The 24,349-nt window shown below is 57.0% G+C and carries 20 protein-coding genes; all 20 read left to right on the top strand.

The features are described 5' to 3' along the window. The 20 genes from tssF to AC4EYZ_RS16855 all read left to right on the top strand — a co-directional run bounded on the left by tssF (window position 1) and on the right by AC4EYZ_RS16855 (window position 24,342). The gene (tssF, locus tag AC4EYZ_RS16760) at window positions 1–1,764 is read left to right on the top strand and encodes a type VI secretion system baseplate subunit TssF (RefSeq protein ID WP_490203915.1); all 1,764 of its coding nucleotides are present in this window, start codon (window positions 1–3) and stop codon (window positions 1,762–1,764) included. After that, window positions 1,728–2,747 (top strand): type VI secretion system baseplate subunit TssG, encoded by a 1,020-nt coding sequence (gene tssG, locus AC4EYZ_RS16765; RefSeq protein WP_027956916.1) that lies wholly within the window; start codon window positions 1,728–1,730, stop codon window positions 2,745–2,747. Before tssF ends, tssG begins: the two co-directional genes overlap by 37 nt. Window positions 2,748–2,750: 3 nt before the next feature. Then, window positions 2,751–4,217 (top strand): type VI secretion system-associated FHA domain protein TagH, encoded by a 1,467-nt coding sequence (gene tagH / locus AC4EYZ_RS16770; protein ID WP_490203916.1) that lies wholly within the window; start codon window positions 2,751–2,753, stop codon window positions 4,215–4,217. Next, window positions 4,214–4,753: a type VI secretion system lipoprotein TssJ gene (gene tssJ / locus AC4EYZ_RS16775; protein ID WP_490203917.1), complete on the top strand. Its 540-nt coding sequence runs from the start codon at window positions 4,214–4,216 to the stop codon at window positions 4,751–4,753. Before tagH ends, tssJ begins: the two co-directional genes overlap by 4 nt. After that, on the top strand, window positions 4,753–6,087 hold the full coding sequence (tssK, locus tag AC4EYZ_RS16780; RefSeq protein ID WP_027956914.1) for a type VI secretion system baseplate subunit TssK: 1,335 nt from the start codon (window positions 4,753–4,755) through the stop codon (window positions 6,085–6,087). Before tssJ ends, tssK begins: the two co-directional genes overlap by 1 nt. Before the next feature lie 3 nt (window positions 6,088–6,090). Then, on the top strand, window positions 6,091–6,936 hold the full coding sequence (gene icmH / locus AC4EYZ_RS16785) for a type IVB secretion system protein IcmH/DotU (protein WP_022521997.1): 846 nt from the start codon (window positions 6,091–6,093) through the stop codon (window positions 6,934–6,936). 8 nt (window positions 6,937–6,944) lie between these two features. After that, on the top strand, window positions 6,945–9,566 hold the full coding sequence (gene tssH, locus AC4EYZ_RS16790) for a type VI secretion system ATPase TssH (RefSeq protein WP_490203918.1): 2,622 nt from the start codon (window positions 6,945–6,947) through the stop codon (window positions 9,564–9,566). 4 nt (window positions 9,567–9,570) lie between these two features. Next, a complete protein-coding gene (locus tag AC4EYZ_RS16795) occupies window positions 9,571–11,154 on the top strand; it encodes a sigma-54 interaction domain-containing protein (protein WP_490203919.1) in 1,584 nt (527 codons plus the stop codon). A 62-nt stretch (window positions 11,155–11,216) separates the two neighbouring features. Continuing rightward, a complete protein-coding gene (gene vasI, locus AC4EYZ_RS16800) occupies window positions 11,217–11,810 on the top strand; it encodes a type VI secretion system-associated protein VasI (RefSeq protein WP_342411141.1) in 594 nt (197 codons plus the stop codon). An 18-nt stretch (window positions 11,811–11,828) separates the two neighbouring features. Beyond that, on the top strand, window positions 11,829–13,292 hold the full coding sequence (tssA, locus tag AC4EYZ_RS16805; RefSeq protein ID WP_490203920.1) for a type VI secretion system protein TssA: 1,464 nt from the start codon (window positions 11,829–11,831) through the stop codon (window positions 13,290–13,292). 44 nt (window positions 13,293–13,336) lie between these two features. After that, window positions 13,337–16,987, top strand: a complete 3,651-nt coding sequence (gene tssM / locus AC4EYZ_RS16810) for a type VI secretion system membrane subunit TssM (RefSeq protein ID WP_490203921.1) — start codon at window positions 13,337–13,339, stop codon at window positions 16,985–16,987. Next, on the top strand, window positions 16,971–17,582 hold the full coding sequence (locus AC4EYZ_RS16815; protein ID WP_035538127.1) for a GNAT family N-acetyltransferase: 612 nt from the start codon (window positions 16,971–16,973) through the stop codon (window positions 17,580–17,582). The genes tssM and AC4EYZ_RS16815 overlap by 17 nt, the downstream gene beginning before the upstream one ends. Before the next feature lie 100 nt (window positions 17,583–17,682). Then, window positions 17,683–17,820 carry a hypothetical protein gene (locus tag AC4EYZ_RS16820; RefSeq protein WP_155706023.1) on the top strand — a complete coding sequence of 46 codons (138 nt, stop codon included), beginning with the start codon at window positions 17,683–17,685 and terminating at the stop codon, window positions 17,818–17,820. Next, window positions 17,813–20,047, top strand: a complete 2,235-nt coding sequence (locus tag AC4EYZ_RS16825) for a type VI secretion system Vgr family protein (RefSeq protein ID WP_490203922.1) — start codon at window positions 17,813–17,815, stop codon at window positions 20,045–20,047. Before AC4EYZ_RS16820 ends, AC4EYZ_RS16825 begins: the two co-directional genes overlap by 8 nt. A 3-nt stretch (window positions 20,048–20,050) precedes the next feature. After that, entirely contained in the window at window positions 20,051–21,205 is a 1,155-nt protein-coding gene (locus AC4EYZ_RS16830; protein ID WP_490203923.1) for a DUF2169 family type VI secretion system accessory protein, read from the top strand. Further along, window positions 21,195–21,908, top strand: a complete 714-nt coding sequence (locus AC4EYZ_RS16835) for a hypothetical protein (RefSeq protein ID WP_490203924.1) — start codon at window positions 21,195–21,197, stop codon at window positions 21,906–21,908. Before AC4EYZ_RS16830 ends, AC4EYZ_RS16835 begins: the two co-directional genes overlap by 11 nt. A gap of 223 nt (window positions 21,909–22,131) precedes the next feature. After that, a complete protein-coding gene (locus AC4EYZ_RS16840; protein WP_490203925.1) occupies window positions 22,132–22,596 on the top strand; it encodes a hypothetical protein in 465 nt (154 codons plus the stop codon). Further along, a complete protein-coding gene (locus tag AC4EYZ_RS16845; RefSeq protein ID WP_490203926.1) occupies window positions 22,597–22,986 on the top strand; it encodes a DUF7674 family protein in 390 nt (129 codons plus the stop codon). A 279-nt stretch (window positions 22,987–23,265) separates the two neighbouring features. Further along, on the top strand, window positions 23,266–23,604 hold the full coding sequence (locus AC4EYZ_RS16850; RefSeq protein WP_490203927.1) for a DUF2169 domain-containing protein: 339 nt from the start codon (window positions 23,266–23,268) through the stop codon (window positions 23,602–23,604). A 318-nt stretch (window positions 23,605–23,922) separates the two neighbouring features. Further along, window positions 23,923–24,342 (top strand): hypothetical protein, encoded by a 420-nt coding sequence (locus tag AC4EYZ_RS16855; RefSeq protein WP_490203928.1) that lies wholly within the window; start codon window positions 23,923–23,925, stop codon window positions 24,340–24,342. The last annotated feature ends 7 nt before the right edge of the window (window positions 24,343–24,349 follow it).

Here is a 24,349-nt window from a genome sequence, read left to right on the forward strand (position 1 = left end):
ATGCTAAATCGCTATTACCGGGACGAGCTCAATTTTCTGAAGCGCCAAGGGCGAGAATTTGCGGAGGGCAACCCCGGCCTGAGTCGCTTCTTGTCAGAGCGCAGTACCGATCCTGATGTTGAACGTCTATTAGAAGGCTTTGCCTTTCTAACTGGCCGTATGCGCGAAAAAGTGGAGGATGAGTTCCCCGAACTTACCCATTCGCTGATCAGCATGCTATGGCCGAACTACTTGCGCCCGGTGCCTAGCATGACTGTGGTGCAATTTACCCCTACGTGGCATGCGCTGAGTACCCATCAGTTCCTGGAGCGGGGTACGGAATTAGCTAGTAAGCCAGTGGATGGCACTACCTGCATGTTTCGCACTTGTCATGACGTGACGCTCTATCCGCTCGAACATGCGGGGGTTGAGGCACGCCATACACGCGATGCCTCCATTGTTGAGTTGGCGCTTGATGTACATAGTGATCAGCCCCTCAGCGCGATGGGGATTGATACATTGCGTCTGCACCTGGGTGGAGACGCTTATACAGCGCGCACGCTTTACCTGTGGATGAGCCACTACCTAGCGCGCGTAGAGCTGGAAATTGATGGCAAACGGCTGCCTCTGCCCAAGCAGTTGCTGCAGCCGGTTGGTTTTGATCGCCATCATGCACTACTGCCCTACCCGAGGAATGTGTATCAAGGGTATCGGATACTGCAGGAATACTTGTGTTTTCCAGAGGCTTTCCATTTCTTTGATGTAACAGCCCTGAGCCAACACTTGCCGGCCATTCCCGCAGACAAAATTATTTTGCGCCTAGAGTTTGAGCGTACGTTACCGACCGACGCACGGGTGAGGGACGAGCATTTCGCTCTGTATTGCTCGCCGGCGATCAACCTGTTCTCTCACGATGCAGAGCCTGTTGATGTTAGCGGGGAGCGCAGTGAATACCGCATTCACCCCAATAGTCGATCTCCCGGCCACTATGAAATTTTTAGCGTCGATAAGGTGGAAGGCTGGTTAGAGAACGAGACCGGTAAAGGGCGCGGTACGCCGCGTGAGTACGTGCCTTTTGAAAGCTTTCAACACCAAGTCAAGAGAGACCGTGGCAACGATGCCTCCTACTACCGTCTTCGCGTGCGCGACAGCTTGCGCGGGGATGGGTTTGATCACGACATCTCCTTTGTGCGTGGCGATGAGCGCAGCTACATCGGCATGTCCGAAACCGTCTCGCTCGGATTGACGTGTAGTAATCGAGAGCTGCCTGAGCGTTTGACGGTAGGCGATATTTGCTACTCAACGGAAGAGAGCCCCTCGTATGCCATGTTTCAAAATATCACCCGCCCCACGCCAGTGTTGCGCCCCACGCTGGATGGCAGCTTGCTATGGACACTGATTTCTAATCTATCGCTTAACTACTTATCGCTACTGGAGCGTGATGCGCTGTGTTCTGTGCTGCGTGCCTACGATTTCCGTGCCTTGGTCGATAGGCAGGCCGAGCGAGTGGCTCAAAAACGGCTGGCAGGCATTGTTAGCATTGAAACCCAGCCCATTGATCGGCTGAAAAGAGGGCTGCCCATTCGTGGTCTGCGTTCGGTCATGACGCTAGATCAAGATGCCTTTGGCGACGAAGGGAGTCTGTATTTATTTGGCAGTGTGCTGGCGCGGTTCTTCTCCTTGTACGCCAGCATCAACTCGTTTCATGAGCTGCATGTTATTAACCGTCAAAATCACGAGCGCTACAAATGGACCTTACAGTCGGGGCAACAGCCTCTGATGTAGCGCTTGCCCCTTTGATGGCAAAGGCGCGGCGTTACGATTTTTATCAGCTAGTAGAGCTTCTGCATCGTCATCATGGCGATGACCTAGAGTGCGCTCAGCGAGGTGCGCCCGCTTTTGAGCGCGTGCGCTATAGCGCTTCAGCGTCACTAGGCTTTCCCAGCAGTGATGTGCTCTCACTGGCTTTTCAGCCTGAGGGCCATTATGAGCTGGAAGTTAGCTTCTTGGGTCTGCAGGGGTCTCAGTCGCCGCTGCCCAGCTATTACCTTGAAACATTGGCACATGAGGCAGCCCACCACGACGGTGTTGCAGGCGATTTCCTGGATTTTTTCAATAATCGCTTACTGGCGTTAGTGCACCGCAGTTGGCGTAAATATCGCCACTACATCCGCTATCAGGATGGTGCTAGCGATGGGTTCTCGGCGGCCATTTTTGCTTTGGTGGGGTTGGCGGACAGTGACCTGCGCGTTGAGACGCCTATCAACTGGAGCAAGATGCTGGCTTATGCCGGTTTGCTGGCAGGCCGTTCGCGTTCACCCGAGGTCGTCTGCAGCATCGTAGGGCACTGCTTTGACCTTGATGATGTGCAGATTGAAGAGTGGGTACATCGCTGGGTTCAGATTCCGATGGATCAACGCAGCCGAAGCGGTATGGCAGCAATGACGTTAGGCAGCGATGTAGTGGCCGGTGAGCGCGTTGCTGATGTTAACGGCAAATTTGTGCTGGGTTTATTTGGTCTTACTTTGGAGCGTTTTCGCGACTTCCTACCCGATGGCAGGGAGCATGCTCCATTGCGCACCTTGGTTGAGTTTGTGCTGCGCGAGCCGTTGGCCTACGACCTCGAGTTAGAGCTGTTACCCAGCGCCGTAAAACCGATGCGGTTAGGCGATGCTGGCACCTGCCAGCTCGGCTGGACCACCTTTGTTAATCCCGAGTCCGGCAGCGCCTCAAAACGCCGCCGAGTGCGTATTCAGATGACAGGTTAAACAATGAACGCCAACCCAATTTCCGCTGTAACGCTGGTCATTGCCAATAGTGAGCGCCTAGAAGGCCGTTCAACAAGTAGTCATGTCTTTCATGAAGTCGGCGGCACCTTAGGCTGCTCAACCGATGATGACTGGTTATTGCAAGATCACGCCGGCCGAATTCGCCCGCAGCATGCCCAAGTGAGCAAAATTGACGGCAAGTTCTGCCTGATTGATAGCAGCGGGCACACCTTTATCAATCGCGCCACCCTGCCGATTGGGCGAAACCGTAAGGTCGCTTTGAGCGAGGGCGATGAAGTGCTAGTCGGCGAGTACCGTCTTAAAGTGCATTTGGGTGATCGGCAGAGTACTCAACCCGGTGCTCAACCTCTGGCCTCGTTAGTCAATGAAGAGCAGGAGGCGGTAGATGCGTATGGCCGCCCGTTGGTTCAAGAAGACCAGCCGCTACGTGCGGAAGCCGCCAAAAAAGAAGATCCCATGGAGGCATTAGGCGGGGTAGCGCGTGGAGTAGGACATGAAGACCCAATGGCCGCTCTCGACCCCCGTTCTGCCAATGCTCAGCTTTCCGAATCCATTGAAGAGATGCCTGAGTTGCTGGGTTCAGAGCGGCGCGGTGAAGGAAGTGTGGGGCGAGACCAGCAGGAACGGCGCGAAGGCGCTGTTCGCATGCCAGCGATCAAGCGCAAGTCAGGCAGCTATTCACCGGGCGGTCATTCAACAAGCGATTATTCACCAAGCAGTCATTCGCCAAACGGCTATACAGCAGGCAACCAGACAGAGAGGAGCAGTAGCATGGATGAGCGGGCAATAGATGACCTCGAACGTTCCGTTGGCGAGCAGTTAGAGGATCGCTGGCAAAAGCCTAGTGGCCGTTCCCTTGGCCATGTGGGGGCCGACCCGCTATTAAGGGGGTTGGATATCGACATTCCCTTCCGTGATAGCGAAGAGCAGCAGGCGTTTCTTGAAGAAGCGGGCCATACGTTACGGGCTGCTATTAATGGCTTACGTGCTCTGCAGCAAACCCAAAACGATAGCAAATACCCCCTCCGGGATCGTCGTTTACAGCCTATCGAAGATAATCCCCTGCGCCTTGGCCAGGCGTACGAGGCCACTGTCGAGACGATGTTTTCGGCCCAGCGCAGCCCGGTTCACCTTTCGGCGCCCGAAGCAGTGGGGGAGTGCCTGCGTCATCAAGGCCATCACCAAGCGGCAGTTGAGGAAGCCATCGAGTACGCCCTAACCGCTATTTTGGATGCCTTTTCACCTGAAGCGCTACTCAAACGTTTCCATGCTTACCGTGGTGCCGGCACGCGCATGGAAGATGAAAACGGCTGGGCATGGGAGATGTATCGTCACTACTACCACGAGCTTAATTCAGGCCGCCAGCTAGGCTTCCAAAAACTGTTCTGGGAGGTTTTCGAGCAGGCGTATGACCAGTCTGTTCGTCGCCAGCAGCGGGAGGGCGCATGAGCAAGGCCAAGAGCCTCGGGCTTATTGGGGTGCTTGTCGTGCTGCTGTCGATCACGGGCTGTGCCTCGACCCGTGAAGCAGCCGGTAAAGCCTGGGAGGTCATGCTAGACCCCTCGATACCCGTGGGCTATCCGGAAGACCAGCCCACGTTGGTCGATTTAAGCATGGTCGCAGAACCCGATGTGAACCCGAACAGGGAGGGTGACGGGACGCCACTGCGCTTTCAAATTTTGCAGCTCAAAGATGACTCCATGTTGATGGCCGCTGACATGGATCAGCTCAGCGAGGATCTGGAAGCGGCGTTGGGTACGAACTATCTGGCCCATGACGACTTCACCTTGCTACCTGGCCAGTGGAAATTCTACGAACCCTTCGCCATTGAAGAGGACACGCGCTATATCGGTTTGATTGCGTTCTACGCTGAGCCAAACGAGGCGGAGTGGAAGAAAGTCGTCAAAGTGAAGGCCAGTTCAGAGAATTATCACTTGCTGGTTCATCTGCGCAACAGTGAAGTAGAACTAAGGAAGGAAGAGTGATGGCCAGTCGCAATCGCGTGGTATGGAGTGAAGGGCTATTTATCAAGCCGCAGCACTTTCAACAGCAGCAGCGCAGCCTTGAAGGGTTGATTGATACGCGGCTTAAAGGGGTTAGTCACTATCTATACGGATTTTTAACCCTGGAGTTGAACAACGAGTTTTTAAGCTTTGGCCGGATTGCGATTAGCCGGGCGAGTGGCGTCATGCCCGATGGCGTTGCCTTCCAATTGCCTGAGGATGATTTAGAGCCTTCTGCGCTGGAAGTTGCAGACTCGGGCATTACCAATCAAGTGGTGTACTTAGGCTTGCCATTGGCCACGGATAGCGTCGGGGAAGTGCGCTGGCCCGATGACGAACTGCCCGCACGTTATCGCCTTTCGCCGCGCAGCGTGCGTGACCTGCACTCCCGCGACGGTGATATGGCCGACCTGGACGTCGCGCGCGTTTCACCGCGCTTGTTATTAGAGCAAGAAGACCGCAGTGGTTATGCCTGCTTGGCCGTTACGCGCATTCTAGAGCGCCGCCCCGACGGCAGCTTGGTACTGGATGAGCAATTTATTCCCACCTTAATGAACGTGCAAGCAGCGCCAAGCCTGCAGCGGTTTGTGGGTGAGATGGCCGGTTTGATGCGAGAGCGGGCGCGCAATATTGCTCAGCGGCTGTCGACGCCTAATCAGGCAGGTGTTGCCGATGTGACCGATTTCATGCTGTTACAACTACTGAACCGCGCCCAGCCACGGTTTCAGCATCTGTCACGCTTGGGGCAAGTTCACCCGGAGCGGCTCTACGACACCATGTATGAAATCGCTAGTGAGTTGGTGACGTTTACCGATGAGTCGCGTTTGCCGCCTGAGTGCCCTGCTTATGACCATGAGCATCCCGAACGCGGATTCCGGCCCTTGATGCAGATGATGCGCCAAGCGCTCTCCACCGTGCTTGAACCCCGCGCGATCGCCATTCAGATACAGGCACGGAAATTTGGCTTACTGGTGGCGCCGCTCTCGGATACCAGCCTGTTTGAAACAGCCGAATTCATTTTGGCAGTGCGTGCCGACATGCCCAACGAGCGCCTGCGTAAGCAGTTTCTACAGCAAACCAAAGTGGCCAGCGTCGAGCGTATTCGCGACCTTATTAGTCTGCAATTACCGGGTGTGCCCTTGGAGCCGTTACCGGTGGCCCCTCGCGAGTTGCCTTATCACGCGGGCTATACCTACTTCCAACTCAGCCGACAAAGCGAAGCCTGGGGAATGCTGGATGGCGCAAGCGGTTTTGCCTTCCACGTGGCGGGCGAATTTCCCGGGTTGGAGATGCAGTTTTGGGCGATCAGGAGTTAAGCCATGCAAGATATTGCCACGCATCAAGATGACGCCAAAAACGACTACCCGATGGGTGAGCCGGTTCGCCATGAAGACCACATAAAAGACAGCGGCGTTGAGCAGTTGGTGCATAGCCATGCCCAACACCTCAATGCTGACGAGGACTACTGGTTTCGGCTGCGCGGGCACAACTTAAACCCGCTGGTCGATGCATCGAGCAGCCTGCTGGGCATGGCGGTGCGCGTCCGACAGGTGGACGGCGCTGATGATCTCGAGCGCTTATATCGTCAGGTGGTGGACGAAATTGCCTCTATCGAAATTGAGCTAACCGAACAGGGGTATGACCGCCCGACACTGCTCGCCTACCGCTATGTGCTTTGCTCGTTTATCGATGAAACCGTGATGGGCATGCCCTGGGGGAGGCAGAGCGTGTGGGCTGAGCACTCGCTGCTAGCGAGGTTTCATAACGAGACCTGGGGTGGCGAAAAAGTTTTCTCTATCCTCGCGCGGCTGCAGCAAGAGCCTCATCGCTATCGCGACATGCTGGCCTTTATCTATTTGTGCCTGTGCCTTGGGTTTGAGGGGCGTTACCGGGTGAAAACCCATGGTCGTGAAGAGTACGACCAGATTGTACGCGCGCTGGGCGATCAACTGGCGTCACTTGATGAGCCGCCAGATGAGATGCTGACCCAGCCACTTAGGCATGTGGTGAAAGGGCGTGGCAAAGGGATGCACGAGGGGTTACCGCTGTGGGCCATCTTTGCCCTGTTCGGCGTTACGTTGGTGGGTATTTATTTGGGGCTTTCTTGGTCTCTGGATCAGCAGGCTGAGCAAGTCAGAGCTTTACTCGATCAGATTTATCGTTAGGAGATAGCATGCTTAGGGTAGAGCTACCGGCGCTTATTAGTCGACTGAATGGAATTTCTCGTCATGGCCTCGAGCAGGCCGCCGTGCTGTGCGCAGAGCAGCAAGCACCGGAGGTGACCACCGGGCACCTGCTGCTGGCGCTGGTCGACCAGCCGCTATGTGATGTGCGCTTACTGCTGGAAACGCTTGATATTGATGTCGAGGAGCTGCGCGCACGAATGGCTGAGGAGAGCCGTCCGCCTCGTGATCTTGAGGTGTCGACACCCAGCTTTTCGCCGTTATTGGTAGAGCTGCTGCAGGACGCGTGGTTACTGGCAGCCACCGAGTATGGACATCAAGCGCTTCGCAGCGGCGTGCTTTTCACGGCGCTACTGCACAACGCCCCGCGCTATTTAGGTCCGAAGAGCACGGCGCTACTGGAAGATATCAATCGCGAAAATCTACGCCGCCACTTGGAGCGTCTTACGGCCGATTCAGCCGAAGCACCTCGGGAGGGTGCCGACGCTAAACAACGCCAGGCTGCTCATCCTGCTGGCGATGACAGCGCACTCGCCCGTTTTGCTACCTCGCTGACCGAACAGGCGCGCAATGGTGAGCTTGACCCTGTGCTGGGGCGCGACCCGGAAATCGACCAAATGCTCGATATCCTGGGGCGTCGGCGCAAAAACAACCCCATTGTGATTGGCGATGCCGGGGTGGGTAAAAGTGCTGTGGTAGAAGGTTTAGCGTCACGCATTGTGGCGGGGCAAGTACCCGCTGCGCTAGCAGATGTCGAGCTGCTGACCCTTGATCTAGGGGCGCTACAAGCCGGTGCCGCGGTGAAAGGCGAGTTTGAAAAGCGCCTTAAAGCGGTGATTGACGAAGTCAAAAACGCCCCGCGTCCCACGCTGCTATTTATAGATGAAGCACACACGCTGATCGGTGCTGGTAACCAGGAAGGTGGCGGTGACGCGGCCAACTTGCTCAAGCCTGCCCTGGCCCGGGGCGAGCTGCGTACTATCGCCGCTACTACCTGGCGTGAGTACAAAAAGTACTTTGAAAAAGACCCGGCGCTGTCGCGACGCTTCCAGCCCATTGCGCTTTCCGAGCCAAGCGTTGAGCAAGCGCTGGTCATCCTGCGCGGTTTGCGGGATGTGTATGAGCGCGCCCACGGCGTGCTGATCGGCGACAGCGGCCTGCGTGCTGCCGCTGCGCTTTCTGCCCGTTACCTGGCCGGACGGCAACTGCCTGACAAAGCCATTGATGTGCTGGACACCGCCTGTACCCGATTGGCGCAGGCTCTGGATACCCCGCCCCGCAAGCTAAGCCACTTACAGAGTGAACATATCGCCGCGCTGCGTGAGCGCGATCAGGTCGAGCGTGAACGTCTGCTGGGGCGCGAACCGGATAGTGAACGCCACCACGACTTAACCGAACGCTTAGCCAAGCTGGAAGAGGAGTTGGCAAGCCTGGAAGCCGCCTGGCAAGCGCAGCGCGAATGCGTCGATGCCATTGTGGCGCTACACCGCCAACTGCTAGAGGCAACGGATAATGATGCCGTTGATCAACTTCCCGAGGGCGTGCATCAAGAACTCGCCGAACGGGAGCAGCAGCTGGCCCAACTGCAAGAGACGTTTGCGCTGGTTAATCCCAGCGTTGAAGAGGCGCAAATTGCCCAGGTGATTGGCGACTGGACCGGCGTACCGGTCGAGCGTATGACCAGCGACGAGCTAACCCGCCTCACCGAACTGCCGACCCATCTGGATGCGCTAATCCAGGGGCAGGGCAGTGCGATTGAGCGTATCCATCGCCACTTGCTAACCGCGCGTGCGGATCTCCGTCGCCCGGGGCGGCCATTGGGCGCATTTCTGCTGGTAGGCCCCAGCGGCGTGGGTAAAACCGAAACCGTGGTGCAAATTGCCGACCAGCTGTATGGCGGTCGTCAGTTTCTTACCACGATCAATATGTCGGAATACCAAGAGAAGCACACGGTTTCACGTCTGATTGGTTCGCCGCCGGGGTATGTCGGGTTTGGCGAGGGCGGGCTACTCACCGAAGCGATCCGTCAGCGCCCTTATTCGGTGGTGCTGCTGGACGAAGTCGAAAAAGCCCATCCCGATGTGCTTAACCTCTTCTACCAGGCGTTTGATAAAGGCGAACTGGCCGACGGGGAAGGGCGCGTTATCGATTGCAAAAACGTGCTGTTCTTCCTGACCTCTAACCTGGGCTACGAAGCCATCGTTAGCTATGGCGATGACCCAGCAGCGCTGGATGCCGCGCTCTACCCGGTGCTGGCTGAGTTCTTTAAACCGGCGCTATTAGCGCGTATGGAAGTGGTGCCTTACTTGCCGCTGGACGGCGATACCCTGCGTGACATCGTCAAGGCCAAGCTGGATACCTTGGCAACACGCATCCGTGAGCGCCATCGCCATGCCGAGGTGGTGCTGGATGACAGCCTGGCCGAGGCAATTTGTAAACGTGCGACGCGGAGTGAAAACGGCGCACGCATGCTGGAGTCGGTGATCGACGGTGAACTGCTGCCGCCGCTTTCCCGTGCCCTGCTTGAGCGTATGGCACGGCGCGAGAACGTTAGCCGGGTAGTGTTGGGCACGGATGCCGACAGCGGTGTCTTTACTGCGGAGGTGGCATAGCGCCATGCAGGTAAAGGCTCTTGACCAGCGCAATGCTAGCGAAGCGCAGCCTTTAGCTGGGCTGGCGGCTATGCCCATGGCGCTTGCGTTGGTTGAAAGTACCACACCACGGGAGCTGCGCTTACGCAGTCGGCAACTGCTGGGTAATAGCCTGGGCTTGGCGTGGGTGGAGTGCCTCTATCTAGACAGCAGCGGCCGCTGGGTGGGCCGTGATAATAGTGAGGCGCGCTTCAACTGTGATGAGTTTAGTCACCCCTACGCCCATGCCATCCGCAGCGGTAAACCGGTGACACTGGGCGTGGGGGAAGCGCGTACCCGGCTTGATCATCCCGGTTTTCAAGCCCAAATAGCCTCCCTCAGTGGCGACTTGCGGCTACACGTGAGGCCGTTACGACTCCAGGACAGTTCGCGGGAGTGGCTAGGCGTGCTGGCCTTCGTCACGGAAGCGGCAACCTTGACGAACCTCATGGAGTGTAGCGATTTTGTCGCTTTTGAGGCCCTGCTGTGTCGGTTGTGGTCGCGCCTGGCAAGCAGTCAGGGAGAGCGTCAGAAATCAGCGGTATTGCGTGACTCGTTAGCCAAGCTCAACGACAACACCCGGCGCCAGGGGTTAGCGGCCAAGCTTGCGAGTGATTTGCTGGGTAACTCCATCGCCATGCAAGAGCTTCGGCAGCAGGTGATTCGTGCGGCCGAAACCAATTTAGCGGTGCTGCTCCAGGGCGAAACCGGTACCGGCAAAGACCTCGTGGCGAGAGCGATTCACCGTTTCTCGGCGCGCGCCAAGGCGCCGTTCATGGCGATTAACTGTGCCGCGATCCCCGAATCGCTGCTGGAGTCGGAGCTGTTCGGCCACTCCAAAGGGGCGTTTTCAGGCGCTGATCAAGCCAGGGAAGGGCTCATCGCCCAAGCCGACGGCGGTACGCTGTTTCTGGATGAAATCGGCGATATGCCGCTAGCGCTGCAAGCCAAACTGCTCAGGGTGCTGGAGAGCGGCCGCTATCGCCCCTTAGGGTCGAATGAAGAACGCTGTGCAGACCTGCGTCTTATTGCGGCTACCCATCAGCCGCTACGCGAGCAGATCAAACAGCAGCGGTTTCGCGCTGACCTCTATTATCGCTTAGGCCAGTTCCCGCTTTCGCTGCCTTCGCTGTCGGCACGGCGTGAAGACATCGCCTTTCTGGCCGAGCACTTTGTTGCTGATTTCTGTGTACGGGAAGAACGCAGTGAGATGGGCATCACACCCGCCGCGTTGCGGCAGCTAAAAGAGCGTGATTACCCCGGCAACGTGCGTGAGCTCAAAAACTTGATCGATTATGCCTGCGCCATGACCCCCGCCGGTGGCGATATTGAAGCCTTGCTCCTGCCCAGCGATACCGCCAGTGGCGCTGATTCAGCGACATCAGAAGCCAGCGGCACGCTGAATAAGATCCATGATCTGCGCCAAGCGGTTCGCGATTATGAAGCGCAATTGATTAGCCAGCGATTGCTTTACTACGGCGGGAATCGTGCCCTCGCAGCAGAGAGCCTGGGAATACCCAAGCGAACGCTCTCCCACAAATGCCAATTGCTAGAACTGGATGCTAAATGAAAGTGACATTCGTAAGTTGCCGATGGCAGCACAGGCTATTGATTTGCCTCTGGCTATTAAGCATGAGCAGCGCACTACAAGCAGAGGATAGCTCGGCTGTATTGGAACAGGCGCATCAGTGTGGCCAAGAAAGCTCACGTTTGGATCGCCTGGGTTGCTACGACAATCTTTTCCTGGACGAGCAGAGTACACCGAGTGATAGCGCTGAATTGCCGCCACTTTGGCACGCAGTGGTCAGCCAAGAGGAGAAACGCAACGCCGATGACTTTGGCCTGATAGTGAGCGCCGAGGGGGATCAAGTGTTAATGACGGTACCTGCACGGGGCACAACGCCCCCGCGGCCCGTCTTGGTACTGGCCTGCGAGAAGTTAATTACCCGCTTCCAGGTGCACCTGCCCAATGCCTTGGATACGCCCCGCGTGTCGTTGCGGGTCGTCGCGGATGGGCGTGATGTCTCTCAACAATGGCGAGTGCGCGATGACGGCCACGTGGTAAGCGGTGGGCGCGGCCTGCCCGCCATTGAAACGCTGCGGCAATTATTAAGCGCCAACGAGCTTGTGTTGAGTAGCGACGCAGCGGCTCTGGACGGGCTGCGTTTTGATGTATCAGGACTGCGTCAGCAAATTCAACCGCTTCGCAGCGCCTGTCGCTGGTAGTGGGTATAGGAGTTCGTGATGCGTATAACGGCGGATAGTCACCTTGAACCCCTGCTAGCGCCTCTGCCTGCCAATGAGCAGGGCGAGGAGATCGGCGTTGTGCTGGAGGACAGCGCCGACTACCTGCGCCTTGAGGCTGAAATGATGAAGGTTGGTTCATTGCAGCACCAAGACGTTGATTGGGACACGGCAGAAGCATTAGCAATCACTATGCTCAGCTACAAAGGCAAAGACCTAAAGGTGTTGGGGCACTTGCTGCACTGCCTGCAGCATGAAGGCAATGGCGTGCGTTTCGCGCTTTCCCTAAGGCTGCTGGCCGGTTGTCTTGAAGCCTGGTGGGCGTTGGCATACCCCTTCAATGGCGCACGTGGGGCTAAGTTGCGGCCCAGGCTGTTCCAGCAATTTACCCAACGCACGCTGAAGCTTGCCGCGGGCCTCGACTTTCATAATGCCGAGGATGAGTTTCTGGCCTGCCGCCACTCGTTGGAAAAACTGCAAACGTTAGCCGCGGACAAGCAGTTGCCTGCTGACTCACTTGACGAGCTGATGCGCCTGCTGGATGAAAAGCAGCCTAATCAAAACCGTGCTGCATCGGACTCTCAAGGTGGCAACGCGTCCGGTGGCGAAGCACGGACGGCCGCGTCTTCTTCCCCCAGTGGTGCTGAAAAGGTTGAGCAGCCCGGCGCGGCAAAAGTCCCCGAACTGCGTCTGGAGGCAGGCAATGAGCGCGCCAACCGCCAGTCTCTGCTCAAAATGGCCGATTTTCTAAACGAGCAAAACCCGGGCGAGCCGCTGGCATACCGCTTGCGTCGCTATGCCATCTGGAGCGCCATCCAGGCGTTACCTGCTGCTCGGGAAGGCGGGCGTACCGAGTTAGCCCCCGTGGCTGCTGACCGTGTGGCGGATTATCGAGAAGCGCTTTCCCGGGGCGGTGACGAAGCGCTTTGGCAGCGCATAGAGAAAAGCGTCGCGGTTAGCCCCTACTGGTTAGAAGGACACCGCTTGAGTGCCGAGCTAGCCAAGCGCCTAGGGCGGCCGCGCTGCGCTGAGGCTATTCGCGATGAGTCGGTGCGGTTTGTGGAAAGGCTCCCCGGTATTGAGTCGTTAACGTTTAACGATGGCTCGCCTTTTTTAGATAAAGAAACGCAGCAGTGGCTGTATAGCGGCGCTGGCAGCGGCTCAAATGATGGCGCCGGTGGCGGTGAAGCATGGCACGCGGGGTTAGAAGAAGCGCGTAGCTATATGGGGAGTGAAGGGTTAGGGCCTGCCTTGCAGGTGCTTGACCAGGGGTTAGCGTCGGCACGCTCCTTGCGCGAGAGCACGTACTGGCGCTTGGCCAGCGCTGATTTGTTGCAGGAGGCGGGACTAGAAACGCTCGCCCAGCAGCACTACAGCACGCTGCACCAAACTGTTAATGAACTTGATTTAGAGCAGTGGGAACCAGCGCTGGTTTCGCGGCTTCAGGCATCGCTTAGGACATGACAACGATGATCGACTTTATCACTAGGGACGAGGATTAAAGGCTCATGTGGGGAACATTGAAATCAAGGCTGAGCCGCTGGGTGCCCGGCTTTTCACGTGCACAGAGCACTCACAATCGCGCCAAAGCGCAAGCTAACAGAGTCAAGGGGCTAGGGCGGCTTTCCATGGCCATGTGGGGCGTATTAATCGTGCTCCTATTAGTGGCTATCTGGTGGTTAGGACCTAGTTGGGAAGTGCGAGACAGCTACCCATTAGGCCCCTGGGTCAATCGGTTACTGGCCACCTTGGCGCTGGTAACGTTAGTGGCGGTGATTTGGGGCGTTCGGCTTTCCCGTCGACTGCGCGAAGCCGATGAGCTCGCGCAGGATATGGAATCGCAGCAGTCAGACCCCATACAGGAGAGTATCGACCAGCAGGAAACTTCGCTGAACAGCGTGCTATCCGAAATTATTGATAGTGTTGGCGGTGGGGACAGCAGCCGCTATCGCCTTCCCTGGTATTTGGTCATGGGGGTCGAAAACGCGGGCAAAACCAGCTTGGTCAATCGCTCGGGGCAAAATTTTGCGTTGTCCAATGTCATGAAAGCCTCTGGCATCAGCAGCAAGAAAAACCGCTTTGGTTTTGACTGGTGGATTGGCGATAAAGCGATACTCATCGACCCTGATGGTGAGTTATTGACCCAAGGCGCACTGGAAACGGGCGAGCCTGACGAACTGAATAGCCGCCTATGGGATCACTTCACCGAGTGGCTAGAGCGTAACCGGCCACGCCGCCCGCTGGACGGCGTTGTGCTGGTGTTGGATCTAGCCCGTCTTAGCCACGCCCAGGTAGCCGTTCGTAAAGCGTACGCAACGCTGTTACGCAGCCGCCTGCGCGAATTGATGGAGCGCCACGGCAGCCGACTACCGGTTTACGTCACCTTCAGCAAAATGGATTTGCTGCACGGTTTTGACGATTTCTTCCGCCATTACTCCCGTGCTGCACGGCGGGCGCCGTTAGGCTTTACCTTCTCGGCTAAATCCATTGATACACCGGGACAGTGGGAAGAAGAGTTCGCCGCCGCTTACGACAATATGCTGGAACGCCTTAACCGCGCAATGCCCACCATGCTGGCAGAGTGCCGTGACCGGGAAGAACGGGAGTCGGTGTTTCGCTTTGTGCGCCAGCTAGCAGGGCTGCGCGATGTGCTGCTCGGCTTCCTCAACGAAGCGCTCTCCAGCGACCGCTTTTCCACCGCGGCGATTGTACGCGGCACTTATTTCACCTCGGTTTATCAGCAGGGGGTGCCTGAAGATCCTTTCGTTGATGCCGCGGCCCGCCGTTATGGCATGCCCGAAAGTGTTCAGCCAGCGCACCGTGCCACGCGCAGCGCCCTGTATTTCACCGAAGAGCTGTTTGAAAAAGTTATTTATCCAGAAGCTGGCCTGGCCGGTGACAACGCCAAAGTAGCCCGCCGCCGCCAGCGCACTCGCCAGGCGTGCATCGTCGGTTGCATGTTAGTGAGTGCGGTAATGATCGGTGGGTGGAGTCATTTCTACCAGAAAAACGCGACCTCGCTTTCCACCGTCGAGCATCGGGCGGAAACTTTCCTGGCCACCCATCCCGAAGAGTTTCAGAGCGACGACCCAACGGGCTACGAAATGCTGGCGCCGTTGGATCGCCTACGCGATGCGATGCAAACCTTCGAGGGCTACCGTACACACACACCTTTCCTTGCCGATATGGGGCTTTATCAAGGCCACATTATTGGTGGCCAGTTAGAGAATGCTTACCTCGCCATGTTGGAGTACCAATTCCTGCCAGCGTTGATGGTGGGCATCATGGATGACATGAACCGCGAAGAAGAGGGCAGTAACGCCAAGCTGGCGCTGCTGCGCATTTTGCGCATGATGTCTGACGCCAGTGGCCGCCAGCCCGAACGCGTACACGACTTTATGGCGCAGCGTTGGCAGTCGGATTTCCCCCAGCGTGGTGAAATCCAAGACCGCTTACTGGCTCATTTAGATTACGCCCTGCAGCACAGCGATTTGGAAAGCCGGGTTGCCGCTGGTAATCGGCGCGCTGAATATGCCATGGCGCCACTACGCGGCAGCTTAGTCGCCGCGATTGACGACCTATCACGCCTGCCGATGGATGAGCGGGTCTACGCCACCATGAAAGCTGACAGTAGCCGTCGCGGAGATCCTCTCGACCTGCGCCGTCAGGTGGGGTCGATGTTCAACACGGTGTTTATGGCGCGTAACGATGAGCCCTCGTATGTGCAACTGCCGTATCTGGTTACCCGGGGTGGCTTCGAAAATCACTTCCTGCAGCAGTTGGATAGGGCAACCGAGCTAGCGCTTATCGACTTGTGGGTATTGGATCAGCGCGAAGACATCAATTTCAGCAACGCTGACCGTCAGCAACTGCAAAACGCCCTGCGTGACTATTATGTCAGTGACTATCGCGTGAGTTGGCGTGATGCCCTGCGCAATACCCAGCTTGTGCCCCTGCCGGACATTCATCAGGCAGCGGTGGTCGCCGATGCGCTGGTCAGCGCCGAGCGCCCCCTAGACCGTCTGTTAGCAGCGGTCGAGCAGAATACCCGTCTCTATCCGGAACTGCCTGCAGATGACGAGGAAGCCCGTGAAGCGCTGCAGCGTTCACCGCGCTATCAGCTTGCTCACGATATCGAGCAGCAGTTTACCGCGATTAACAAGCTCTCCAATCCTCAAGAGGGGGATCCCTCCTCCCTGGAAGAGATCAAATCGGCGGTAACGGAGCTGCGTGATTACCTGCTTGATATAGAAGAAGCCAGCGACCCAGGGCGCGCCGCTTTCATTGGCGCGCGTGACCGCTTATCGCTGCGCGGTGATGACCCTATTTATCGCCTGCAGCGTATTGCTGACAGCTCGCCCGAGCCTGTCGCAAGCATGTTGAAAAGCCTGGCGGATCAAAGCTGGCAGCTCATCATGGCAAGTGCTATCAGCCACTTGGAAAATATCTGGATAGATGAAGTGGTGGCTCCTTACCAAGAGCGTTTAGCCGGGCGCTATCCGCTGGTGCCCAGTGCAAGCCGGGATGCTTCGCTAAGCGACTTTGAAGCCTTCTTTGCTCCTGAAGGTATCCTCGACAACTTCTATCAGGATAACTTGCAGCCCTTTATCGAAGGTGCGCCTGAGCAACTGGTGGATACCCAGGGTAATTCGCTACTGCGTGAAAGCGTGTTTGCCGCCGTGTCACAGGCGGAACAAATTCGCCGTGCCTATTTTGGCCCTGATGGTGCGCTAGACGTCGAGTTCGCTCTTGAGCCGATCAGCTTAAGCCCCGACAAGCGGCGCAGTGTGATCAGTGCCGATGGCCAGCTCATTGATTACACTCACAGCGCCAGTAGTCGGGTCTCCATGATTTGGCCAAATACGTTGCGTGGCGGCACGGATAGCCGCATCACCATGGTGCCCAGCCAGGTAAATCACTCGCCGCGGAGTATAACCCGCGATGGCGCCTGGGCTTGGTTCCGGCTGTTGGAAGAGGCAAACATCACCAGCGTTAATGAGCGTGAGTTAGAGCTACGTTTCAACGTGGACGGGGGCGCTATGCGTTATCGCCTATTTACCGATAGCGCCCCCAACCCCTTTACCCGTTCGCCCGCCGCAGGCTTCCAGTTACCGTCGGCACTCTATGCAGAACGAGGGCCCTATGCTGACGAAACTTAAGCAGTGGCTCTCCCCCTCAGCTAGCACGACCCATGACCACCCAGGTGGTCATGTGGATAGCGGCCCTGATGTTAATGGCCAAGCATCTTCCCGCGCGCTTGAAAGCGCCCGCGAAGGGGATATCGATAGTTTTATCGAAGCCGTCCAGCGTGCCGATGCAAAAGGGCATTCGCCCTGGGTACTGCGTGACAAGGCCTACCTGGATACGCTGCGCCGTGCTCTGGAATTTACCTTGCATCGCCAGGTGTGGTTGCAGCGCGAGCAAGAGCACGTTGAGCACTGGCAGGGGCGTTTACTCGCCCTGCGCCATGGGGATGGCCCGCCCCTGGGCATGGTGTTGGCGTGCCGACCCGATGACGAAGCCGCCTGGCAACTGCGTTTCTTCTTTATTAGCCAGGAATGGAAAGGCAGTGGCCATGGTGCACGTTTGCTGACCGCTGCCCGGCTGAGTTTAAGCGGTGTGCCGCTACAAACGCGGCTACCACTGGGTTGCCACACGGCGATTCAAAGCCTGGAAGCGGCGGGGTTTCAGCGCATGTACGTCGATGCTTTTGAGGTGGCGAGCTACGAAGCGCCAGCAAAATGGGATGAGTAAGGCAGCGGCAGCCAAGGCTTTTAAGCGCCGATTGTGAAGCGCTGCTGATAGCCACAACTGCCGTCACCCTGTCTAGAAAAACAGCAGCGGAGGAACAGTAATGGGACGAAAAAAGGTAGTGGCTGGTCGCTTAATCATCACGCTGGACGATAAGCCGGTTGCGCTGACCAATCATGCAGTTTTCTGCGGCGGTATTTTAATCGGCAGTGGCCGCGAAGAGGGGGCTTACAATGGCTGATAATACGGGTCTTCAGTTTACCTTGACCCTTCCCGGGGCTACTGACACGGCGGTGGTGAGCTTTACCCATCGCGAAGCGCTGTCGGAGACGTTTGCGCTCACCGTTGAGTTCGCCAGCCGCACCCACGACCTGTCGCCCAGCGACTGTTTGGATCAAAATGCCACGCTCACCATTTGGCAGGATGGCGAGCCGCTGCGCCGAGTCCATGGCATTATCGCTGAGCTGCATCGCGGCGATCGCGGGCACCGGCGCAGCTTTTACCGCGTGGAAATTCGCCCCGCCCTGTGGCGACTATCGCTACGGCATAACTCGCGTATCTTTCAAGACACCATCCCTCATGATGCAATCAAAACGTTAGCCAGCGAGCGCGGCCTCACCGATATCGAGTTTGCCACTACGCGCACGCCGCCCAGCCGTGAATTTCTGGTTCAGTACCGCGAGACCGATCTGGCCTTTATCGAGCGCCTGGCCGCCGAAGAGGGCTGCTTCTATTTCCATGAGTTTGAGAACGCCGAAGGCGGAGCCCATCAGTTGGTGTTTGCCGATGCGACGGTGGTACTGCCTAACATCGGCGAGCGTACCTACCACGGCCGCGCCGGGGGCACGCCGCCCCGACGTCACTTGCGCAAGCTACGCCAGGTCAGTCGGGTACGCCCCGCCTCAGCCACACTCAAAGACTACAGCTTCAAGAACCCGCCTTACGCCCAGCTACACGAACACCAGGCGCCCAATCTAGGGGAGCACGCTCAGCGAGAGGATTACGAACACTACGACTACCCAGGGCGCTATAAGAAGGACGCCTCCGGCAAGCCGTTTACCCGCCACCGGCTAGAATCGCTGCGCGCTGACGCTACCACCGCCGAAGCGGAAAGTGACCTGCCTGAACTCGCCCCAGGCACCTGCTTTACTCTCACCGACCACGATATCGATAGCCTCAACCGTGCTTGGCAGGTGGTATCGGTGGTGCACCACGGCGAGCAACCTCAGGCACTGGAAGAGGATGGCATGGCGCGGGGTGGCTATGACAGTAGCAATGGGGGGAGCAGCTCAGCGCAAGCAGGCGAGCTGATGACCCGCTACCACAATGAAGTGGTGATCATGCCCCGGGATCAGACCTTCCGCCCGGTGCCCAACCCCAAGCCGCGGGTCGATGGCCCTCAAGTGGCCTTTGTGGTCGGGCCAGCAGGCGAAGAGATCTACTGCGACAAATATGGCCGGGTCAAAGTACAGTTTCCTTGGGATCGCTACTCCGCCTCTAACGAAACCGCTAGTTGCTGGGTGCGCGTCGCCCAGGGCTGGGCGGGTGGCGGTTACGGCAGCATGGCGATCCCCAGGATCGGGCATGAGGTCATTTTGTCGTTCTTGGAGGGTGACCCGGACCAGCCGCTGATCACTGGGCGCACTTACCACGCGGTTAATCGGCCGCCCTACCCGCTGCCGGCCTACAAAACCCGCACGGTCATCCGTACCCAGAGCCACAAGGCGGACGGCTTTAACGAGCTGCGCTTTGAAGACGAAGCAGGCGAAGAGCAAATCTGGGTGCACGCCCAAAAAGACCTCGATCTGCTGACCCTCAATGACCGCACCGAGGACATCAAGCGCGATAGCACCCTGCACGTCTATCGTGACCGCACCACCGATATCGACCGCGACGAAACCCGTACTGTCCATCGCCATGAAGTCCATACGGTGCATGGCAACGAGACCCATACCGTGGACGGTAACGAAACCTTTACCGTGCACAAGAACCGCCGCAAGACGGTGGATGGCAACGAAACCGACCGGATCGGTAAAAACTGGTCGAGCAAAGTCGGCAAGAACAAAACCGAAACCGTTGGTAAGGCGTATCTGCAGAACGTCGGCATGGGCCGCATGGAAAACGTCGGCCTGGGCTACAGCCTCAACGTCGGGGCGATCATGAACACCCTGGTCGGGCTCAGCAAGAGCACCCAGGTGGGGCTCAACCACTCGCTCAATGTCGGGCGCAACATCACCCTCAAGGCCGGCAACCAGCTCACCCTGCAGGTAGGCAACAGCCGGCTGGTGCTCACTGAGGACGCCATCTACCTGGATGCGGGCGAGATCCACGTCAAGGCGGGCACCAAGGTGCATGTCGACGGCCCCGATGACGTCCTGCTCAACACCGGCACGGCCCAACCCGCACCGGGAAGTGCCGAGGAAAGCGATGGCCCTGAACCAAGCGACGCTAAGTCGCCGGGGTGGTAGTACATGGCGCAAGTGATTAATCCAACGTCGTTCCCCCATGCGCTGTATCGCAAGCTCGGCCCGGGCGACCAAGAGTATGATGTGGTGGTGGTACGCGCCACCTACCGCTTCACCGAAGACAACTGGCCGCTGTTCGAGTCCAGCCACCAGCAGCCGATTCGCTGGCAGCCCACTCTAGAGGGTGACAGCGACAACCTGTATGCCCAGGTCATCACCGATGACCGCGACGTGCTGCTCGGCAAACTCAGCACCGAAGTGCACGTGCATGGCACCCTGCGCTCGCCCACCGGGCAACCGCGCAGCACCTGGCAGGTGCGGGTACAGGTAGGCCCGGTGGGCAAACGCCTGATCGTGCGTGGGCCACGGGAGTTCCGCTGGCAACTGCTCGGTGGCTGGCGGGTCACTGACCCCACACCGGTCAGCGAAGTCCCGCTGGACTACCGCTACGCCTTCGGCGGCCACTACAGCCTGCCCGACGGGGACGCCCTCGCTAACACGCTCTACTACCCCGACAACCCCGCTGGGCGGGGCTGGTTGCCATCACGTGCTGACTATAAGCGGGTGTCCAGCGAGGTGGCCCGGTACCTAAAACCTGACCTTAACGCTGTGACACGGCTACCCGCCCCCCAACTGGAAGACCCAGACTGGCTGGTCACCTCACCCTTTGACCGCCCGGCCCCGGCAGGCTTTGGGCCCATCGCCCCCTGGTGGGAGCCCCGGGTGAGTTATCAAGGCACCTTCGACGATCACTGGAAAACCCAGCGGTTGCCCTACTGGCCCGAAGACTTCGACTATCGCTTTCACCACAGCGCCCCGGCGGATCTGGTCGCGCCTGACTACCTGCGCGGGGACGAACTGATGATCCTCACCAACTGCCTGCCCAATAGCCGCGCGATCATGGTGGGAGACCGCCAACGCTTTCGCCACCGTACCCGGCTACCGGGCATCGCCCTGCAAGCCCTTACCGACCATGCCAGTGGCCAGCGCGGCAATACCCCGCTAGCCCTCGACAGCGTGGTGATCGACCTGGATCGGGAAGACGTTAGCCTCACCTGGCGGGCGCTGTTCCCGCTGGATGACCCGCTCAAGCAGGTACGCATCCGGCGCACACCGCTGGCGGCGTTATCATCTACCGGAGGGGTACGCCATGTCGGATGACAGCAACACGCCACCAGACTCTCAGGGGCAAGCCCGTAACGGCCAGGCTCGCCACGCCGGTAATGCGGAGGCCCGATGGAGAGCGTTGACCAGCTACCCTGATTTTTGCCAAGTGGGCGACAAGATCATAGGTTTCGATTCCGAGGCGACGCTCGGCAACCCGGTGAACTACTCGCCCAACGTGATCACCGCCGGGCAGCGCACCTATCGGGTCGGCGATTTATGCCAAGGCACTGAGGGTAATGACGGGGCGGGAGTGGGCTCTGGCACCTCCCAGGGCAGTGGCCACGTGCTGTTTTTAACCGGGCACGACAATGTCAAAGCCAACGGGCAACCGGTTGTCCGCGACGGCAGCGAATGCATGATCAACTGCAACGCCGCCGGGGTAGGCGGCGCCAAGGGCTATGTCCACACCAACACCGAGACCGTCAACAGCCAGCCCGAAGAGACCAGCGAGTCACTCAGCGTGGCCGAGCAATTACAGCAAGAGGCACAAGCCAACCTGGAACGCGTGGGCGAACTACGCGACGCTTTGAACGACAACCCCACAGGCAAAACCTCGGAACAAGCCCTGGCGTTGCGGGCGCAGGTAGAGGAGCTTTCCCAGACGGTGGAGCACCAGCAGCAAGCGATGATGGAGGCCTATCGCAACGGCACCCTCACCGACGATGAGCTGCATGATTTGATGGACTACAGTAATTGAAGCTACCACCAGCGTTGGAGAGTTGCGAGAGAACGCTGGACGGCAGACCGCGCGTGCCAATGTCAAAGGAACATGGGTTGATTTTCTTATTGGTTTCAACCCCGTTATAGCGGGAGCACAGTTGCTTGAGGGAGTGGGAGATGGTGTCAGGTCAGGCCAATACGGCCAAGCCATTTTGCCTGTGTTACTTGATGCCACGCCCATCGGGCGCTCTCTCGGTTCCATGGTTAACAAGGTGTTTGGTGGTTTCAAAAAGCCCAAGAGGGTTGACAGAGATTCGTCTAGTAAAACTGACGACACCTCGACCAACCAGCGAGAATCTGGTCAGGACAATGAAGGGCTGCGGGTGGAGGAAAATGGAGCAGCTAACCGCGCATCCCACGAAGAATATAAAACCCAACTTAGACGACAGATGTCTAAACCTAGTGTCAGCGATCCAGAATTAAGTGAAGTCGTAGATGAGTTATATAGACCTAATGCCACAATTGGTAGTGGCAGTACAGCAGATGCCATAAGGCATGAGTTGGCCACTGGGCAAGCTGTCGGTGGCCGTATGCATTCACAAAAAGGACTTGATTCGATAAGATTTCTCAATAGGTGGCTTGATAGAAATCCAAATGCTAGTTTAGGTGATCGTGCTGCTGCAGAAAATATCATTATGGATTTACGTAACGCATTGGGGCGCTAAATGATTACATATGAAAATTGTATTGAGCTTTTTTTAAATAAAGTTCCAGGATTTGAACCTGCTTGGCAGGCTCATCTTGAGTTCTGGGGAAATGATACACCAGGGCTGTCAAACGATATTTCAAAGCTTTCTTCTTATTTGATAAATAACTTGCATCTAATGTCGAGTGATAAAAGGGAGGAAGTTTTTTTGCTTGTGGAAAGCTGCTTAGAAGAAGGCGATGAAATGGTTAAGAATGCGGTAGCTACATGTTTGTTAGAAAATATGATTAATGCCGTTTCGTCAGGGAGAGTTGAAGCTCATTTATTTGTAGGTTTGCTGGGTGAAGAGTCTCGAAATTTCTGCAAAGCGTGGGATGATTTCACAGGGACTCATACGCAAGGCCTATAGAGAATGTTCGATACTTTGTGTCAATTTATTCACCGTCTTGTAGGGGCGTTTAACTAGTCAGACCAAAGTCCCAAGGATCGCTACTCCGCCGCTAACGAGACCGCCAACTGCTGGGTGCGCGTGGCCCAGGGCTGAGCGGGCAGCGGCTATGGCAGCATGGCGATCTCGTGGATCGGCCATGAAGTTATAGAATGAACGCTTACCCACCAACAACACGCTCTACTACCCCGACAATCCCGCCTGGCGGGGCTGGTTGCCATCACGCGCTGACTATAAGCGGTGTCCAGCGAGGTCGCCCGGTACCTAAAACCTGACCTTAACGCCGTCACGCAGTTGCCCGCACCTCAACTGGAAGACCCGGACTGGCTGGTCTCCTCGCCCTTCGACCGCCCGGCCCCGGCAGGCTTTGGACCCATTGCCCCCTGGTGGGAGCCCCGAGTGAGTTATCAAGGCACCTTCGACGACCACTGGAAAACCCAGCGTTTGCCCTACTGGCCTGACTTGAGGATGCCACCGGCGAGGAGCAAATTTGGCTCCATGCCCAAAAAGATTTCGACTGCGGTGAAACCCATACCGTGCATGACAACGAGACCTACTGCATGGGCAAAGATTGAATAAAGTCGACAATAATCAAACCGAAATGGGGCAGTCTGTACCTAAAAAAGGTTGGTCACAAACTATTCAAGTAAATCGTTAGACGCTTTAGTGGCTTCTCTACTCGAAGGTTGGTATTGCTTGCCCCTCGCACCATGGTTGTCGATATATAGATATTGCCACTTCAAACCGTCCATGGCTAAGGCAAAGTGGATTTTACTTGAGATTATAGAAAAATTAGTGTATTTAAAAAATTGTGGCGAAGTATTATGAGGATGCTAGTGGGTGAGTGTGGTAAGATTCGCTATCACCATTTTTGGATCAATGAAGAGAGGGATCGAAATGACTGAGAGGGACTTACCTTACCCCAACAAGCCAGTAGGTGTAGGTGGTTGGTTGATGTTTTATATATGGGTTGTATGCATCATTCTTCCATTTATCTTTGTGGTCAAAATTCTAGAGTTTTTAAGAGAACAGGATGTTGTTGAAAATGCTGATTGGTTTAATTATTTTTTAGAAACGCTGCCTTACACTTCTGCTTTTTTTGTGTTTTGCCATTTATGCATGGTAGTTGTTTTATATGCGAGTAATAAGAAAGTTACGCGTTACATCGTCGTGTTGCTAATATGGCTTTCCGGCCCTTTGTTGAACGCTAGCCTTCTTGCCTTCTGTGTTGTGACTATGCCACCTGAAGCTGGGGAGTATTTCCTTGCGATGAGAATCCCACCTTCCATTTTTAATCTGCTTGGCCGCAGAAATTGAGTGCAAC

Source organism: Vreelandella sp. 162(4c), assembly GCF_058152265.1.